This window comes from Hornefia butyriciproducens (assembly GCF_009695915.1).
Taxonomy (GTDB): Bacteria; Bacillota; Clostridia; order Peptostreptococcales; family Anaerovoracaceae; genus Aminicella; species Aminicella butyriciproducens.
In genome coordinates this window covers 54,330-69,617 of the sequence record NZ_VUMZ01000001.1, presented here as the reverse complement: position 1 = coordinate 69,617, position 15,288 = coordinate 54,330, and the positions used below count along the sequence as shown (strand labels likewise).

Annotated in this window: 14 protein-coding genes, 1 pseudogene and 1 riboswitch; of the genes and pseudogenes, 14 read left to right on the top strand and 1 reads right to left on the bottom strand. The window is 55.7% G+C overall.

The annotated features are described in order from the left end of the window. Nucleotides 1-32: 32 nt before the first annotated feature. The 3 genes and pseudogenes from FYJ64_RS00320 to deoC all read left to right on the top strand — a co-directional run bounded on the left by FYJ64_RS00320 (nt 33) and on the right by deoC (nt 2,677). The gene (locus FYJ64_RS00320; RefSeq protein ID WP_154573263.1) at nt 33-848 is read left to right on the top strand and encodes a PrsW family intramembrane metalloprotease; all 816 of its coding nucleotides are present in this window, start codon (nt 33-35) and stop codon (nt 846-848) included. A 116-nt stretch (nt 849-964) separates the two neighbouring features. Beyond that, nucleotides 965-1,990, top strand: a pseudogene (locus FYJ64_RS00315) (branched-chain amino acid aminotransferase); the annotation flags it as partial. Between the two features lie 24 nt (nt 1,991-2,014). Then, nucleotides 2,015-2,677, top strand: a complete 663-nt coding sequence (deoC, locus tag FYJ64_RS00310) for a deoxyribose-phosphate aldolase (RefSeq protein ID WP_154573261.1) — start codon at nt 2,015-2,017, stop codon at nt 2,675-2,677. A 167-nt stretch (nt 2,678-2,844) separates the two neighbouring features. Here deoC and FYJ64_RS00305 read toward each other — a convergent pair whose 3' ends face one another. Continuing rightward, entirely contained in the window at nt 2,845-3,921 is a 1,077-nt protein-coding gene (locus FYJ64_RS00305; RefSeq protein ID WP_154573260.1) for a pyridoxal phosphate-dependent aminotransferase, read from the bottom strand. Nucleotides 3,922-4,217: 296 nt separating this feature from the next. After that, nucleotides 4,218-4,348: riboswitch (cobalamin riboswitch) on the top strand. A 106-nt stretch (nt 4,349-4,454) separates the two neighbouring features. On the opposite strand from FYJ64_RS00305, the gene cbiD reads away from it, so the two are divergent. The 11 genes from cbiD to FYJ64_RS00250 all read left to right on the top strand — a co-directional run bounded on the left by cbiD (nt 4,455) and on the right by FYJ64_RS00250 (nt 15,268). Next, nucleotides 4,455-5,618: a cobalt-precorrin-5B (C(1))-methyltransferase CbiD gene (gene cbiD / locus FYJ64_RS00300; protein WP_206045486.1), complete on the top strand. Its 1,164-nt coding sequence runs from the start codon at nt 4,455-4,457 to the stop codon at nt 5,616-5,618. Nucleotides 5,619-5,670: 52 nt separating this feature from the next. Continuing rightward, entirely contained in the window at nt 5,671-6,420 is a 750-nt protein-coding gene (cobM, locus tag FYJ64_RS00295; protein WP_154573258.1) for a precorrin-4 C(11)-methyltransferase, read from the top strand. Continuing rightward, nucleotides 6,417-7,442 (top strand): cobalt-precorrin 5A hydrolase, encoded by a 1,026-nt coding sequence (locus FYJ64_RS00290; RefSeq protein ID WP_154573257.1) that lies wholly within the window; start codon nt 6,417-6,419, stop codon nt 7,440-7,442. Before cobM ends, FYJ64_RS00290 begins: the two co-directional genes overlap by 4 nt. Next, complete coding sequence (gene cobJ, locus FYJ64_RS00285; protein WP_427810895.1) at nt 7,430-8,170, top strand: precorrin-3B C(17)-methyltransferase; 741 nt, start codon at nt 7,430-7,432, stop codon at nt 8,168-8,170. Before FYJ64_RS00290 ends, cobJ begins: the two co-directional genes overlap by 13 nt. Beyond that, the gene (cobK, locus tag FYJ64_RS00280) at nt 8,154-8,921 is read left to right on the top strand and encodes a precorrin-6A reductase (protein ID WP_154573255.1); all 768 of its coding nucleotides are present in this window, start codon (nt 8,154-8,156) and stop codon (nt 8,919-8,921) included. The genes cobJ and cobK overlap by 17 nt, the downstream gene beginning before the upstream one ends. Then, on the top strand, nt 8,918-10,144 hold the full coding sequence (cbiE, locus tag FYJ64_RS00275) for a precorrin-6y C5,15-methyltransferase (decarboxylating) subunit CbiE (RefSeq protein WP_154573254.1): 1,227 nt from the start codon (nt 8,918-8,920) through the stop codon (nt 10,142-10,144). The genes cobK and cbiE overlap by 4 nt, the downstream gene beginning before the upstream one ends. Further along, nucleotides 10,134-11,522, top strand: a complete 1,389-nt coding sequence (locus FYJ64_RS00270; protein ID WP_154573253.1) for a cobyrinate a,c-diamide synthase — start codon at nt 10,134-10,136, stop codon at nt 11,520-11,522. The genes cbiE and FYJ64_RS00270 overlap by 11 nt, the downstream gene beginning before the upstream one ends. After that, nucleotides 11,513-12,481: an adenosylcobinamide-phosphate synthase CbiB gene (cbiB, locus tag FYJ64_RS00265; RefSeq protein ID WP_154573252.1), complete on the top strand. Its 969-nt coding sequence runs from the start codon at nt 11,513-11,515 to the stop codon at nt 12,479-12,481. The genes FYJ64_RS00270 and cbiB overlap by 10 nt, the downstream gene beginning before the upstream one ends. Before the next feature lie 11 nt (nt 12,482-12,492). Next, nucleotides 12,493-13,938 carry a cobyric acid synthase gene (locus tag FYJ64_RS00260; protein ID WP_154573251.1) on the top strand — a complete coding sequence of 482 codons (1,446 nt, stop codon included), beginning with the start codon at nt 12,493-12,495 and terminating at the stop codon, nt 13,936-13,938. Between the two features lie 10 nt (nt 13,939-13,948). After that, nucleotides 13,949-14,569: a precorrin-8X methylmutase gene (locus FYJ64_RS00255; protein ID WP_276961769.1), complete on the top strand. Its 621-nt coding sequence runs from the start codon at nt 13,949-13,951 to the stop codon at nt 14,567-14,569. A 204-nt stretch (nt 14,570-14,773) separates the two neighbouring features. Then, nucleotides 14,774-15,268, top strand: a complete 495-nt coding sequence (locus FYJ64_RS00250) for a hypothetical protein (protein ID WP_154573250.1) — start codon at nt 14,774-14,776, stop codon at nt 15,266-15,268. Nucleotides 15,269-15,288: the final 20 nt, after the last annotated feature.

Genomic DNA, 15,288 nt, shown 5'->3' with positions numbered 1-15,288 from the left:
AATGGCAGTATCACGCTGCGGAGTGTCTCTGTATGAACCCCGGAAGAAAAGAACCGGTACTCTGGCGCCTGTGCGGTATGGTATCCGGCATTCAGATGCTCACAGATACCGGGGATTCGGCTGTTCCGCGGCAGAATGGAGAGAATTTTATCGATGACGATTATTTTGTTTGCGGCGCTTTTTCGCCGATTTTTCTGATGATCCGGATATACCGGATGGACAAGATTGAAAGAGAACCGGGAGGATTGATTCTGAAGCTGTTCCTGTTCGGCGCTGTCGCCGCTATAGCGGCGGGCGGGCTCGAGAGCATCTTCGAGGGCGTGCTCCGGGCGGTATTTTACAAAAATTCGCTGGCCTATCGGTTGGCGCTGTATTTCCTTGTGGTGGGCTGGACCGAGGAGGGAGTCAAGCATTTCGCGCTGAAACGAGGTAGTTGGAACCATCCTGCCTTTGACTACCGGTTCGATGCAGTGGTGTATTCTGTGGCGGCGGCTCTGGGCTTTGCGGCGTTTGAGAATGTGGGCTATGTGTTCGCATACGGACTGAACGTGGCGCTGGGACGGGCGCTCACGGCGATTCCCGGACACTGCATTTTCGGCATTTTCATGGGGTATTACTACGGAACGGCAAAGCATTTTGCCGTCCGCGGGGAACCGGAACGGGCGCGGCTTTATCAGCGGGTAAGCATCCTCATGCCGGTTCTGATGCACGGATTTTATGACTTCTGTGCCACCTCCGGGAACGGAGCGGCCAGCGGCATATTTCTGCTCTATGTTATCCTGCTGGACATCGTGGCCTTTACCCGGATTCACCGGTATGAAAAGGAGGATCGCAGGATAGAGGCATAGGCCGGAGTGAATGCCGGCGATGTCAGGCGCTGCGGATTATAATTTGTGATAAAAAACCATTAACAAATGGAGTTTTTTGTGGTATAACATAAAAGGAAACATTTGAAAGGAGAAAAACAATGGCTAAAAATATTGACTGGTCTAATCTCGGCTTTGAATATACACCGGCCGACTACCGTTATGTTGCAACCTGTAAGGACGGAAAGTGGGACGAGGGCGGACTGTCCGAGGATCCAAATTTCATGATCAATGAATGCGCGGGTGTGCTTCAGTATGCGCAGGCGTGCTTCGAGGGCCTCAAGGCGTATAAGACGGAGGACGGCAGGATTGTGACGTTCCGTCCGGATCTGAATGCGAAGAGAATGTCGGATTCCGCAGCGAGGCTGGAGATTCCGCCTGTGCCGGAGGAATTGTTTATGAAGGCGCTGGACACCCTGGTAAGTGCCAATAAAGACCTGGTTCCGCCTTATGGAAGCGGTGCGACGCTTTATGTACGTCCGTATGTTTACGGCAGCAGTCCGGTTATCGGCGTGGCTCCGGCGGAGGAATATACCTTCCGGATGATCTGTATGCCGGTAGGTCCTTATTTCAAGGGCGGAGCGAAGCCGGTGGTCGTGAAGATCTCAGATTATGACCGGGCGGCTCCCCACGGAACCGGCGGCATCAAGGCGGCTCTGAACTACGCTATGTCCCTGTACGCAGGCATGAAGGCTCATGAGGAGGGATTCGCGGAGAATATTTATCTGGATCCCGCTACGAGAACCAAGATTGAGGAGGCCGGCGGCATGAACGTGATTTTTGTGACAAAGGACGGTTCGCTGGTTGTGCCTAAATCCCCGTCGATTCTGCCTTCCATCACCCGCCGCAGCCTGGTTGTTGTCGCGAGAGACATCCTGGGAATGAAGGTGGATGAGAGAGAAGTCACGCTAGCTGAGGTTCCGGATTTCGCAGAGTGCGGATTGGTCGGAACGGCGGCTGTCATCTGTCCGGTTGGCAAAATCAATGATCACGGCAGAGAAATCGCGTTCCCGAGCGGAATGGAAAAGATGGGACCGGTTCTCTCAAAGCTGTATGACACCCTGACGGGTATTCAGATGGGAAGACTTGAAGCTCCGGAAGGATGGATTCACGAAATTAAATGAGATTCAATAAGGATACGGAAACAGATGCGGAATTTGAATGAATATCTTGACAGCACGCTTCTCCGGGCGGATGCGACGGCGGCGCAGATCGCCGCACTGTGTCATGAAGCGATGGAATACAAGTTCAGGGCGGTCTGCATTCCGCCCTGCTATGTAAGTCTCGCGAGGGATATCCTGAGGGGAAGTGACGTGAGGATCGCTACCGTCATCGGATTCCCCCTGGGGAATTCCGCGACAGCGGTAAAAGCGTATGAAGCGGAGCGGGCTGTCGGGGACGGTGCGGATGAGATCGATATGGTCATGAATATCAGTTATTTCAAATCAGGCCGGCATATTGACGCCAGAGACGACATCCGTGAGGTGGTTTCCGCTGCAGCGAAGGGCGGAGCAATCGTCAAGGTGATTATTGAGGCTTGTCTGCTGGATGAGGATGAGATCCGCGAGGCGTGCAGACTTGTAATGGAAACGGGAGCGGCCTTTGTGAAGACGTCTACAGGATTCAGTACGGGAGGCGCCGCGGCAGAGGATGTTCGTGTCATGAAGGAAACGGTCGGCGACCGGCTGAAAATCAAGGCGGCCGGCGGCATTCGGGATCTGGCGGCGGCCGGAGAGCTTATCGATGCGGGCGCGGACCGTCTGGGCTGCAGCGCGGCTGCCGATGTCATGGAGGAATGGAGGGAATCCTGAACCGGGATTTCAGACCGGCACCGGGACTCCGTGACTAACCGGGATCGCAGAACACAGACAAGAATACGAATCAGAGCCGGAAAAACGGAGTGAAGCAGAGTTTCAGACCCGTCAGGCCTTTGCGAGACGAAAATGTCTTGCGGAGCCGGGCGGGTTATTTTTTCGGGTTATTTCTGTTCTGCAGAAAGAATCTCCGTCAGGGCGCGGATGATGTACCGGTTTTCCTCCTCAGTGCGTACTGCGATGCGGTAAAAATATTCGCCGTGTTCCGGGCATCCTTCCAGTCCGCGGTAATTGGAACAGTTGCGGATCAGCACGGAATGCTTCAGCAGAAGCTCGTCAAGTGGTATGACGCTGCGGAAGAAAATGTAGTTCGCCTGGGAGTCGTAGGTTCTGAAGCCAAGCCCCAGAAGAGCAGAAATGAGTTTCTCCCGCTCCAGTGCGACGAGAACCCGGGTCTGATCCTCCAGATCTGTAAGGGTCAGAGCGGCAATTCCCGCTTTTGCCGCCGGCGTGGAAACCGGCCAGGTCTGCATGCATCCGTTTACTGCTTCGGCGTCCTCCGGGCTTCCGCACAGGCAGAAGCCCAGCCGGAGCCCTGCCATCGCGAACAGTTTGGTGAAAGATTTCAGAATGATTACGTTGGGAAGAGATTCGATCCGGGGAAGCACCGTATAATTTTCCTCGCCCAGAACAAAATCCATGAAGCATTCGTCAATCAGCATGCGTGCGCCGCTGCGGTGGCAGGCGTAGATTATCGAGGTGATTTTCTTCTGCTCGACCGGAATTCCGGTGGGATTGTTGGGCGAACAAAGAATCACCATATCGTATCCGCCGGTTTCAATCTGTCCGATGATGCCATCATCCAGATGAAAGCCGTTCTCCTCCTTCAGAACATAATAATCAATCTGACATTCCGCAAGCTTAAGAGCTTCCTCATATTCGCTGAAGACAGGTACCACCAGAAGAGCCTTTTCCGGTCGAAAGGCCAGGATGATGCGATAGATCAGATCGTCGCCGCCGTTCCCGCAGCAGATATGTTCTGTGCTGACGCCGGTCCGCCTGCAGATAGCCTCCTTCAGTTCCCGCATGTCCGGATCCGGATAACATTCATATTCGTCGATCCCGTCCAGAACCGCCTGCTTTACTTCCGGCGGCATTCCGAGAGGATTCAGATTCGCAGAGAAATCCAGAACCCTGCCTTTGTATTTGTATATATTGCCGCCATGCTTTTCGATTTTCAATCCATTTCACCTCTTCTCTCCATTCCGGAGACAGCTGTTCAGAATATGAGTTGCAGCGGTTGATGTATGCCGGCGTAAAATATGGTCGGATTACATACTGCAGAACTGCGGATTCACTGTTTCCGGCGCTCATTAAGTCCGGCAGAGACTCAACGAGCAGCCACTAAATTATACACCGCAGAGCGGGGTTCGCGCAACTGCCGGATGAGAAGAATTACCCGGTCGGAGGAAACAGGGACCCGGCACAATTGACAGACCGCGCCGTGTACCATATAATAAACAGAGATATCGACGGCGGAATCAGGTGCGAATCCTGAACAGTCCTGCTGCCGTGAGGGTCGAGTCTGATGCATGGGGAAAGCCCGGTCACTGGAGCGCGCGGCTCCGGGAAGGCGCATAGAGACGCCGGAGATCCGAGTCGGAAAACAATGACGCCGGTATTGAACCAGAAAATCACAGGCGATGAATTTCAGGTTGATACTGCTCGGATACGGGACATTCAACTCCTTCATTTGCCTGGAAGGAGTTTTTTTATGCAGGAAGAATACGACGTAGTGCACGGGAAAAAGCTTCGACGCGGGTACACGACGGGAAGCACGGCTGCGGCTGCGGCGGCTGCCGCGGTGGAAATGCTTTTGTCGGGGCAGGCAGTCCTTCACGCCGGAATCCGTCTCCCTGGCGGAGAGCGGGCGGTTTTCGACATCGAGAACATCGAGATCACGGAAGGCAGGGTTGCGTGCTCGGTTACAAAAGACGGCGGGGACGATCCGGACGCCACCACGGGGCTTGCGATTTATGCTGAGGCGTCTTGGCGGAAGTCGCCCGGGGAACAAAAGATTATGCTGGAGGCCGGCGAGGGCGTCGGGCGGGTCACGAAGCCGGGGCTTGCGTGCGCAGTGGGGGAACCGGCCATCAATCCCGTACCCCGGAAAATGATTTTGGAGAATGTGGAACGGATTCTGGACCGCAGCCGGTGTGAAACTCCGGTGCTTATCCGGATTTCAGTTCCCGGAGGACAGGAGGTGGCGAAGAAAACCTTCAATCCCCGGCTTGGAATCCTGGGCGGTATTTCGATCCTGGGAACCACGGGAATCGTGGAGCCCATGAGCGAGAAGGCGCTCATCGGTTCGATTCATGTGGAGATCGACCGGTGCGCCGCGGAGGATCCGGAACGGATCCTTATTGCTCCGGGAAATTACGGAAGAACATTCTGCAGGGAGACGCTGGGGCTGGATATCGGCCGTTCAGCGCAGATCTCCAATTATGTGGGGGAATCGCTGGACTATATACGGTACAAAGGTTTTTCAGAGGTTCTTCTGGTCGGGCACGCCGGGAAACTGGTGAAAATCGCGGCCGGAGTAATGAACACCCATTCCTCTGTTGCGGACTGCAGGATGGAGGTTATTGCGGCACACGCCGCGGCGCTGGGAGCATCGCCCCGCACGGTCGGGGAACTCCTGGAATGCGTAACGACAGAAGAAGCCTTCCGCATCGTTCGGGAAGAGGAATATTATGAGGCGCTGAAACGCCGGATTCTCGGCAGAATGCTGCACCATCTGAGGGCTCGCCTGCGGGAGGAAGTCCGTATTGAGGCGGTCATGTTCACGTCCATCGGCGGAGAGGTGATAAAGAGTGACGGTGCGGACCGGCTGATACGGGAGATTCGGCAGCAGCAGGGCGTAGACAGTATGACATGAATATCGAGTATATAGTATAAGAGTATGGATATCAGAGAGCGGAGGAAAATGTATGATTTATTTTATCGGAGCAGGTCCGGGAGCGGAAGATCTCATTACAGTCCGGGGCGCACGGCTTCTGGAAGAGGCGGATGTAATCATTTACGCAGGGTCGCTGGTCAATCCGGCGCTGCTGAAGAGGGCGAAGCCGGAATGTGAAATTTACGACAGCGCCGGCATGACGCTGGAGCAGGTTATTTCGGTGATGAACAGCAGCAGGGACCGCTGTGTGGTGCGCCTTCATACGGGTGATCCCTGTATCTATGGTGCGATACGGGAGCAGATGGACCGCCTGGAGGAGCTTGGAATCGAGTACAGTTATGTGCCGGGAGTCAGTTCCTTCATTGGAGCGGCGTCCGCGCTGAATGCGGAATATACTCTGCCGGATGTGAGTCAGACAGTGATTCTGACCAGAATGGCAGGACGGACACCGGTTCCGGAGAAGGAGGAAATATCTTCGCTGGCGCAGCACGGGGCGACCATGGTCGTTTTCCTGACATCAACGATGCTGGAGGAACTTTCCCGAAGATTGATCGAGGGCGGCTATGCGCCGGATTCCCCTGCGGCTATCGTATACAAGGCGACTTGGCCGGATCAGAAGGTGATTCGTACGACCGTGGAAAATATTCCCCGTGCGGCAGAGGAGAACGGAATTCACAAGATGGCCCTGATTCTGGTGGGAGGATTCCTGGGCGACCGGTACGAGCGGTCCAGGCTGTATGATCCGGGCTTCAGTCATCAGTTCCGGGAGGCGGAAAAATGATCGGAATCCTGGCCTTTACGGATACCGGCAGGGCGCTGGCCGGGAAGGTGGAGGCGGCGCTGACTTCCGAATCCTCCGCAGAACCGGTCGATCTCTTTCGCGGAGACAGAGGAACAGCGAGGGAATTTATCGAGGAGCATTTTCGTGAATACGACCGTTTCCTCTTCATCGGCGCAGCGGGGATCTGTGTGCGTCTCATCGCGCCTTATATACAGAAAAAGGACAGGGATCCTGCGGTGGTCGTGATGGATGAACTGGGGCAGTTTGTAATTCCGGTGCTTTCCGGGCATATCGGAGGAGGAAATCGATTCGCGAGGGAACTGGCGGCGTTGACAGGAGCTCAGCCGGTGATCACCACTGCAACCGATCTGCACGGAAAATTTGCTGCAGATGTCTGGGCTGCAGAGGGCGGATGCCGGGTTTTGAACACGGATGCCATTCGGTATGTATCCGGAGCTGTGCTGAGGGGTGACAGAATCGGTCTATGGCGAGGGCCTTTTCCCCTAGAGGGTGAACTTCCTCCGGAACTTGCGGATGTGCGGACGGAGGAAGATGCAGAGCGGTATGAGTGCGGAGTTTCCGTGAGTCTGTCCGGCGAACCGGAGCCTTTCGTGCATACGATGAAGGTAGTTCCGCGCATCGTCACCCTGGGAATCGGATGCCGTCGGAGCACGCCGGAACAGAGTCTGGAGCATTTCGTGGAAAGGTTTCTGGCAGAGCATCACATTCATATCTGTACTGTACGTCAGATCGCTACGATCGAACTGAAAAAGGAAGAGGCGGCGCTTGTTGCCTTCTGCCGGAGACACGATGTACCCCTGCGGATTTTTTCCGCCCGGGAGCTGATGGAGACGGAGGGCGCCTTTCATCATTCAGATTTTGTGGAGAAGATAACAGGAGCGGATAATATCTGCGAACGCAGCTGTGTGCGGGCAGCGGAAGGAAGGCTGCTTATCCCGAGAACCGCGGAAAACGGTATAACCATGGCCGCGGCAGTAAAAGATTGGAAGTGCAGGTTTTGAAAAAAATATTTGTTGTGGGTATAGGGCCGGGAGAGGCGGCGTATATGACGCCGGCGGCCGGAGCCGCCATCGCGGAAAGCGATGTAGTAGTGGGCTATACGCTGTATGTGGAGCTTGTGCGTGATCTGTGCGCCGGCAAGCTTGTGGAATCCACACCGATGAAAAAGGAAACAGACCGGTGCAGAATCGCACTGGAGCATGCCCGTAAGGGCCGGACGGTGGCCTTCGTGTGCAGCGGAGACGCGGGCGTTTACGGGATGGCAGGCGTAATGTGCGAAGTTGCGGAAAACGACCCGGACATTGAAATCATAACTGTACCGGGTATTACGGCTGCCTGCAGCGGCGCGGCGGTTCTTGGCGCACCTCTTATTCATGATTTCGCGGTGATCTCGCTGAGCGATCTGCTGACGCCCTGGGAGACCATAGAGAAACGGCTGCTGCTGGCGGCAGAGGCAGATTTCGTAATCTGTCTGTACAATCCGAAAAGTATGAAACGCAGAGATCATCTGGACAGAGCGGTGGAGTACATCGCAAAGAGCCGATCCTGGGAAACGCCCTGCGGATACGTGAAAAACATCGGCAGGGAGGGAGAATACAGCCGGCTGTGCACGCTGAGGGAACTGAAAGATAACGAAGATATTGATATGTTCACCACGGTTTTTGTCGGCAACAGCGGCACCCGGGTGATCAATGGAAGGCTGGTGACACCCCGTGGCTATCAGATCTGAGCGCATTGCCGTTTTCGCGGGAACCCGTGAGGGACATGACCTGGCGCGCTATCTTGCCGACACCGGCCGCCTGGAGAGAACGGATTTTTTTGTTGCCACTGAATACGGAAGAAACGCTCTGGAAGATGTCCCCGGTGTCCGTGTCATTGCCGGACGAATGGACCGTGAAGCGATGGATAAGTGTTTCCGACGCAGGGGTTACCGGCAGATTGTTGACGCCACGCATCCTTATGCCGCGGAGGTGACGGAAAATCTCCGTGCCGCAGCTGAAGACTGCGGTATAGCATATATGAGGCTTCTGCGGGAAGAAGAGGACTATGACCGGAACAAAATACGGTTCGTCGATTCTCCCCGAGAGGCGGCGGCGCTGCTGGACGACGAAGATGAGAAATTTCTGCTGACGACCGGCGCACGGGATATCGGCGCGTACGCGCAGGTAAAGAACCTCCGGCAGAGAGGCTGCGCCCGGGTTCTGCCTGCGGAGGAATCTCTGAGGGCCTGTCTGGAGGCCGGGTTTTCCCGGGAGAGAATCATCTGCATGCAGGGTCCCTTCACCAGAGCAATGAATATCGCCACCATGGAGCAGTTCGGCTGCAGCGTTCTGGTGACCAAGAGCACCGGACGGGCGGGAGGCTTTCCGGAAAAGGCGGCGCTTGCAGAGGAAGGCTATCGTGTAATCGTCATCGGCAGGCCGGAGAAAGAAGAAGGTTTTACTCTGAAGGAAATCATAGAAAGGCTGGAAATCGAATGAAAGTGAAGGTCATTGGCGCGGGTCCGGGCGATCCGGGAATGCTGACCCGGAGGGCCCGCGAGGCCATCGCAGCGGCGGACCGGGTGTACACGTCAGACCACTTGCTGAAACTTGTGGAGAAACTGACCGACCGGGGAGAGGTCAGAAGCGTCGGAGATACGCTTGAGCTTATCCGCAGAAGTGCCGGCAGCGGTGAAACTCTGGCTGTCGTTGCCAGCGGAGATACAGGATTTTACAGCATCGCCTCGCTGATTCGGCGTGACGCACCGCCTGCTGTGGAAGTGGAATTCCTTTGCGGAATCAGCAGCATGCAGTATTTCGCCGCAGCGTGCGGATTCGGATATGAGGAGATGAAACTGGTGAGTCTTCACGGACGCGAAGGCTCACTGGTCCCGTTCGTCTGCTATCACCGGCATGTGTTCGCGCTGACCGGCGGAGCGGCATCGGCGCAGGAACTCCTGAAGGAACTGTGCCGGTACGGACTCGAGGATGTAAAGGTATACGCCGGAGAACGTCTTTCCATGGCGGACGAAAATATCACGGAGGGGACGGCATCAGAACTTTCGGAACGCAGCTTCGATCCCCTGACAGTTCTGATCCTGGTGAATGAGAGCCCGCGGGATCCGGAGAAAACCCTGTCTGACGGAGACTTTGTCCGGGGAAAAGCGCCGATGACAAAGGAAGCCGTGCGGGAACTTTCGCTGTCCTGGCTGGAGATCCGTCCTGCAGAGACGATCTGGGATGTTGGTGCGGGAACCGGAGCGATGACCTGTGCCATGGCGCAGAGAGCCAGGGAATCTTTTGTATTTGCCGTTGAGAAGAATCCGGAAGCAGTGGAAACCGTCCGGCAGAATATGGACAGGCTGGGGATACGAAATATTCAGATCGTCTGCGGGGAAGCACCCGCGGAGCTGGAACATTTCCCCGCGCCGGATCGGGTCTTTGTCGGAGGCTCCTCCGGAAATCTGAATGCGATTCTGGATCTCGTATTCCGAAAAAACAGGAACGCGTGCGTTCTGATCACCGCAGTGACGCTGGAGACTCTTTCGGAAGCGGTTTCCGCTCTGAATGAACGGGGAAAGGAACCGGAGGTTCGTTGTGTCAATGTGGCAGATGCCCGGCCGCTGGGACGGTATCATCTGATGAAGGCGGAGAATCCGGTTTATCTGATCAGGAATGTCCGGTCTGTGAAGAATGAAGAGGGGACTTGTGATGAAGGATAGTATTCCGCGGATTTTAATCGCAGGGACAGGCTCCGGATGCGGAAAGACGACGGTGACCTGCGGACTTCTTTCGGCGCTGCGGCAGTCGGGAACGCGAACTGCAGCGTTTAAATGCGGCCCGGATTACATCGATCCTATGTTCCATAAGGAAGTGCTTGGCGCAGACTCCGGAAATCTTGACCTGTATCTTTGTGGAGAAGAGACGGTAAAATATCTTCTGGCGCGTGGCGGACGGCGTGCTGAATTGACAGTGACGGAAGGAGTCATGGGGCTCTACGATGGGCGGGGCTTCAATGATGACCGGTGCTCCGCCAATCATATTTCCCGGCTGACGGAGACCCCTGTGGTGCTGGTCGCCGATGTGAAAGGGAAAAGCCTTTCGCTTGCGGCCGAACTCAACGGATATGTGAATTTCAGAGAGAACCGGATCCGGGGCGTTATTTTGAATCACTGCTCTGCAGCTATGTACCCGGAGTATGCGGAACTGATCCGCCGGGAAACCGGTCTGCCGTGCTTCGGATATCTTCCGAATGTGCCTGAGGCCGAGGTGGGCAGCCGTCATCTGGGACTGATTACAGCGGCGGAGATTGCGGACATTCGCCAGAAGATGGACGCATTGGGGAAAGTCGCCGGAGAGTGCCTGGATATGGATGGGCTGCGTGCGCTGGCGGAAACCGCGCCGGAACTTTCATATGAGGAGCCGGAGATTTTGCGGGAAATTTCTCCGGGAGCGAGATATCCGGTTGCTATAGCGAAGGATCGGGCCTTTTGTTTCTATTACCGGGATGCGCTGGAACTTCTGGAGCAGATGGGGGCTGAACTGATTCCTTTTTCGCCCCTGACAGATTCTTATCTGCCGACGGGCAGCTGCGGACTGATTCTGGGCGGAGGGTATCCGGAACTCTACGCGGAGACGCTTTCCGGAAATAAAACTCTTCTGAAGGAGATCCGGACCGCAGTGCGAGGCGGCCTTCCGACTTATGCGGAGTGCGGAGGCTTCATGTATCTGGGTCAGTCGATCACCACGGTGGAGGGCCGGTTTCCCATGGCGGGTGCGATTCCGGGAAACAGCCGTGTGACCGGACACCTGGTGAGGTTCGGTTACAAAGAACTGACAGCGCGTCGTGACAACCTGCTGTGCCGCCGCGGGGGAAGGATCCGCTGTCACGAGTTCCATTACAGCGACACGGATGATTACGGAGACGGCTTTGAGGCGGTGAACAGCCGCGGCCGTTCCTGGGAGACCGGACAGGTGAGCCCGTCCCTGTATGCCGGATATCCGCATCTGCATCTCTGGGGGAATCCGGAATTCGCACGGTCCTTCATGGACGCGGTTCGGAGAACAGCGCAGGGAGAGGGAGGCATAACATGGAAATAGTGTGGGTGCTCCTGGCCGGATTCGCGTTGGATCTGCTGCTGGGGGATCCCCGGTGGATGCCGCATCCCGTGGTCGGAATCGGAAAGCTCATCACTGTCTGCGAGAGATTTTTACGGCGGATATTTCCTGATACGCCCGAAGGAAAGAGAGCGGGAGGTTTTTTTCTGACACTGACAGTAGTCGGAGTTTCCACAGCTGTTCCCGTAGCGGCAATCTACGGCGCCGGGCTTGTCGATATGCGGCTGAAATACGGACTGGAAATTTTCTGGTGCTGGCAGATATTTGCGGCAAGATCACTGAACCGGGCTGCGGACCGTGTCCGTGCGGAAGTGGAGAACGGAGATATCAGCGCTGCGAGAAAATATCTGTCCTGGATTGTTGGCCGGGATACGGCGCAGCTGGATTTCCCCCGGATTATCCGGGCCGTCTGTGAAACTGTGGCGGAAAACTGTTCGGACGGGGTGATCGCCCCTATGTTCTATATGGCAATCGGCGGCGTGCCGGCGGGGTTTTTCTACAAAGCAGGGAACACGCTGGATTCCATGGTGGGATATAAGAACGACCGGTATATCGATTTCGGACGGGCATCAGCACGCTTTGATGATCTGCTGAATTTTGTCCCCGCACGAATCACCGGATTCATGATGTGCCCGGGAGCCGTTCTGGCGGGACTGGACGGGAAAGCGGCGTTTCGGATCTTTCGCCGGGATCGCCTTCGTCATGCGAGCCCCAACGCGGGGAATCCGGAATCAGCCTGCGCCGGGGCGCTGGGCGTGCGTCTGCTGGGGGACGCCAGTTACTTTGGAAAGAAATACAGAAAGGATACGGTGGGAGACGACCTGCGTCCCATTGAGGCGGAGGATATCACCCGGAGTTGCCGGCTTATGCTGACCACCTCGGCACTTTGCCTGGGGCTTATGTGCGGAATCCGGACACTGGTATTCCTGTTTCTGTTCTGAGAGGAGAGATTATGGCAAAATCAATGATGGTACTGGGAACCTGCTCAAACGCGGGAAAGAGTTTGATTACGGCGGGAATCTGCCGCATTCTGACCCGGGAGGGCTTTCGTACGGCTCCTTTCAAGGCGCAGAACATGGCGCTGAATTCCTGTATCACAAAGGACGGGCTGGAGATGGGACGGGCGCAGGTCATGCAGGCGGAGGCCTGCGGCCTGGAACCGGACTGCAGGATGAATCCGGTGCTGCTGAAGCCCACCAGCGATCGGGGTTCCCAGGTGATTCTCAACGGAAAGGTTTACGGCAATCTGTCCGCCCGGGATTTCTACGCACGCAAATCTTTGTTCCGGGAGGAAATACGCAAGGCCTACGAGTCACTGGCAGCCGACTATGATGTCATCGTTATGGAGGGGGCGGGAAGCCCCGCGGAGATCAATCTCAAGGAGGAGGATCTTGTTAACATGGGGATGGCGCGTATGGCGGATGCGCCGGTACTCCTGGTGGGCGATATTGACCGGGGAGGTGTGTTTGCGTCGTTGGCCGGAACCATGCTGCTGTTCGATGAAGAGGAGCGTGCAAGGGTCCGGGGCGTGATCATCAACAAATTCCGGGGCGATCTGGATATTCTGAAACCGGGTCTTTCTATGCTAGAGGATATCATTCACGTTCCGGTGCTGGGCGTAGTGCCGTATCTGGATGTGGATATCGATGATGAGGACAGTCTTTCGGAGAAATTCACCCGGAGGGATCCGGAGGCGGTGATCGATATTGCAGTGGTTCGGCTCCCGCGGATTTCAAACTTTACGGATTTCAACGCTCTCGAGTATATGGAGGGTGTCGGCGTCCGCTATGTGCGGAATCCGGGAGAACTGGGGGATCCGGATATGGTGATTATTCCGGGGACAAAGAACACTATGGCCGATCTTCTCTGGATGCGGCAGTGCGGAATGGAGGCGAAGATTCTGAGATATGCGTCCCGCGGGAAACCGGTCTTCGGTGTCTGCGGCGGGTATCAGATGCTGGGGCAGCGCCTCTCCGATCCGCTGGGAGTGGAACACGGAGGAACGCTGGACGGCATGAAACTTCTTCCGCACAGCACAGATTTCGCTTCGGAGAAGGTGACCCGGGAAACATCCGGGTGCCTGTCTCCGGTGACCGGGATATTCTCGAGACTTTCCGGAAAACCCTTCGAGGGCTATGAAATCCACATGGGTTCTCAGGAGAGCCGGGGAAATATCATCAACGAAGGGAATGTGTACGGGACATATATTCACGGAGTCTTCGACCGGCAGGAGGTCGCCGCGGAGGTCATCCGGGCGCTGTACCGGGAACGCGGAATGGAGCCCGGCGAGGTCAGATCCTTCGATCTGGCGGAATACAAGCAGAACCAGTATGACCTGCTGGCCGAGGGACTGAGGAACGCACTGGATATGGAAAAAATCATGGATATGATACGATAAGGAGGAACTCGTGAAAATAGAAAATATCAGACCGGGAGACATAGAGGCGGAAAGCTTCCGGATTATCGGGGAACTGCTGGGAGACCGGAAACTGGATCCCAGATATGAACACATCATCAAGAGATGCATCCATACGTCGGCGGATTTTGATTACGCAGACAGCCTGTATTTCTCGGAAGGCGCGGAAGAACGCATTGCCCGCGGGATCCGGGAAGGCGCGGTGATCGTTACGGATACAAAGATGGCACAGGCGGGAATCAATAAGACCAGAATCGGAAAATACGGAGGACAGGTTCTTTGTTATATAGGAGACAGCGATGTCGCAGAGGAGGCGAAAAGCCGGGGACTGACGCGGTCCTATGTGAGCATGGAGAAGGCTTCCCGTCTGGGACGTCCGGTGATCTTTGCAATCGGAAATGCTCCTACCGCTCTGATGGCGATCTGTGACCTGGCAGAGGCCGGACAGCTGGATCCGGTGGCGGTGATCGGCGTTCCGGTGGGTTTTGTCAACGTGGAGGCCAGTAAGGAGCGGCTGATCCGATCCGGCATCCCCTGCATCGTTGCCCGGGGAAGAAAGGGCGGAAGCAACATCGCGGCCTGCATCGTCAATGCGATTCAGTACAGTCTGTGATACCGCAGCACAGAGTACAGCCGGATATACCGCAGAGTCCGCGGAATTTCGGGACCTGAACGGGGAATGTCCCGGAAGGAGGAAGACCGGTCAGGAGCAGAAAAGAAGGTCCATTCGAAGAAGAATTTTGACAACTGTGAGCATTCGGGCTATAATAGATGGACACTGTACGGGTAATTTGTCATTTATTATGGGGGGGACATTATGAATAATGCAGTCCGGGTGATCCGGATTCTGAAGTGGGCCTGCTTTCCGCTCGGATACATTATGTATTACGTTACGAGAAGCAGCTTCGGACCGTATATCGCCATCGCGCTGAGCGTTGCAGCGATTGTCGGTTTCTGGTATCTGATGCGGCAGGAGGAACTGCGTCTGACAGCCAGGGACATCGCCTATGAAATTCGCGATGTGATAATGACACGCTATGGATTTGAACATCTGATTGAAATCAAGAGGATGAAGAGCAATGTAATCGTGAGGATTTATGTAATCCGCGCGGGAGAAAAACTGCAGGAACTGAAGACGGCTGTCATGCGGAGGCTGACGGAACAGGGGTACCGGGACCGCATCATCGCATTGCAGGTGGCGGATATGAACAGCAAGGAGGAACTGGGAGCCCATCAGAAGAGGATGAATCTGCAGCTTGTGGAGCTGCTGTCGCGACAGAACACGCGGCGTCAGCATCACGGAGAAGGCTGAAGGAACACGGGAGAGAGAAT

What these genes read in the sequence shown, in the direction of transcription:
- FYJ64_RS00270 (WP_154573253.1), top strand. Translation starts at nt 10,134, where the DNA reads ATGAAGGATAGTATTCCGCGGATTTTAATCGCAGGGACAGGCTCCGGA.
- FYJ64_RS00290 (WP_154573257.1), top strand. Translation starts at nt 6,417, where the DNA reads ATGATCGGAATCCTGGCCTTTACGGATACCGGCAGGGCGCTGGCCGGG.
- cbiE (WP_154573254.1), top strand. Translation starts at nt 8,918, where the DNA reads ATGAAAGTGAAGGTCATTGGCGCGGGTCCGGGCGATCCGGGAATGCTG.
- FYJ64_RS00250 (WP_154573250.1), top strand. Translation starts at nt 14,774, where the DNA reads ATGAATAATGCAGTCCGGGTGATCCGGATTCTGAAGTGGGCCTGCTTT.
- cbiD (WP_206045486.1), top strand. Translation starts at nt 4,455, where the DNA reads ATGCAGGAAGAATACGACGTAGTGCACGGGAAAAAGCTTCGACGCGGG.
- deoC (WP_154573261.1), top strand. Translation starts at nt 2,015, where the DNA reads ATGCGGAATTTGAATGAATATCTTGACAGCACGCTTCTCCGGGCGGAT.
- cobM (WP_154573258.1), top strand. Translation starts at nt 5,671, where the DNA reads ATGATTTATTTTATCGGAGCAGGTCCGGGAGCGGAAGATCTCATTACA.
- FYJ64_RS00320 (WP_154573263.1), top strand. Translation starts at nt 33, where the DNA reads ATGAACCCCGGAAGAAAAGAACCGGTACTCTGGCGCCTGTGCGGTATG.
- FYJ64_RS00260 (WP_154573251.1), top strand. Translation starts at nt 12,493, where the DNA reads ATGGCAAAATCAATGATGGTACTGGGAACCTGCTCAAACGCGGGAAAG.
- cbiB (WP_154573252.1), top strand. Translation starts at nt 11,513, where the DNA reads ATGGAAATAGTGTGGGTGCTCCTGGCCGGATTCGCGTTGGATCTGCTG.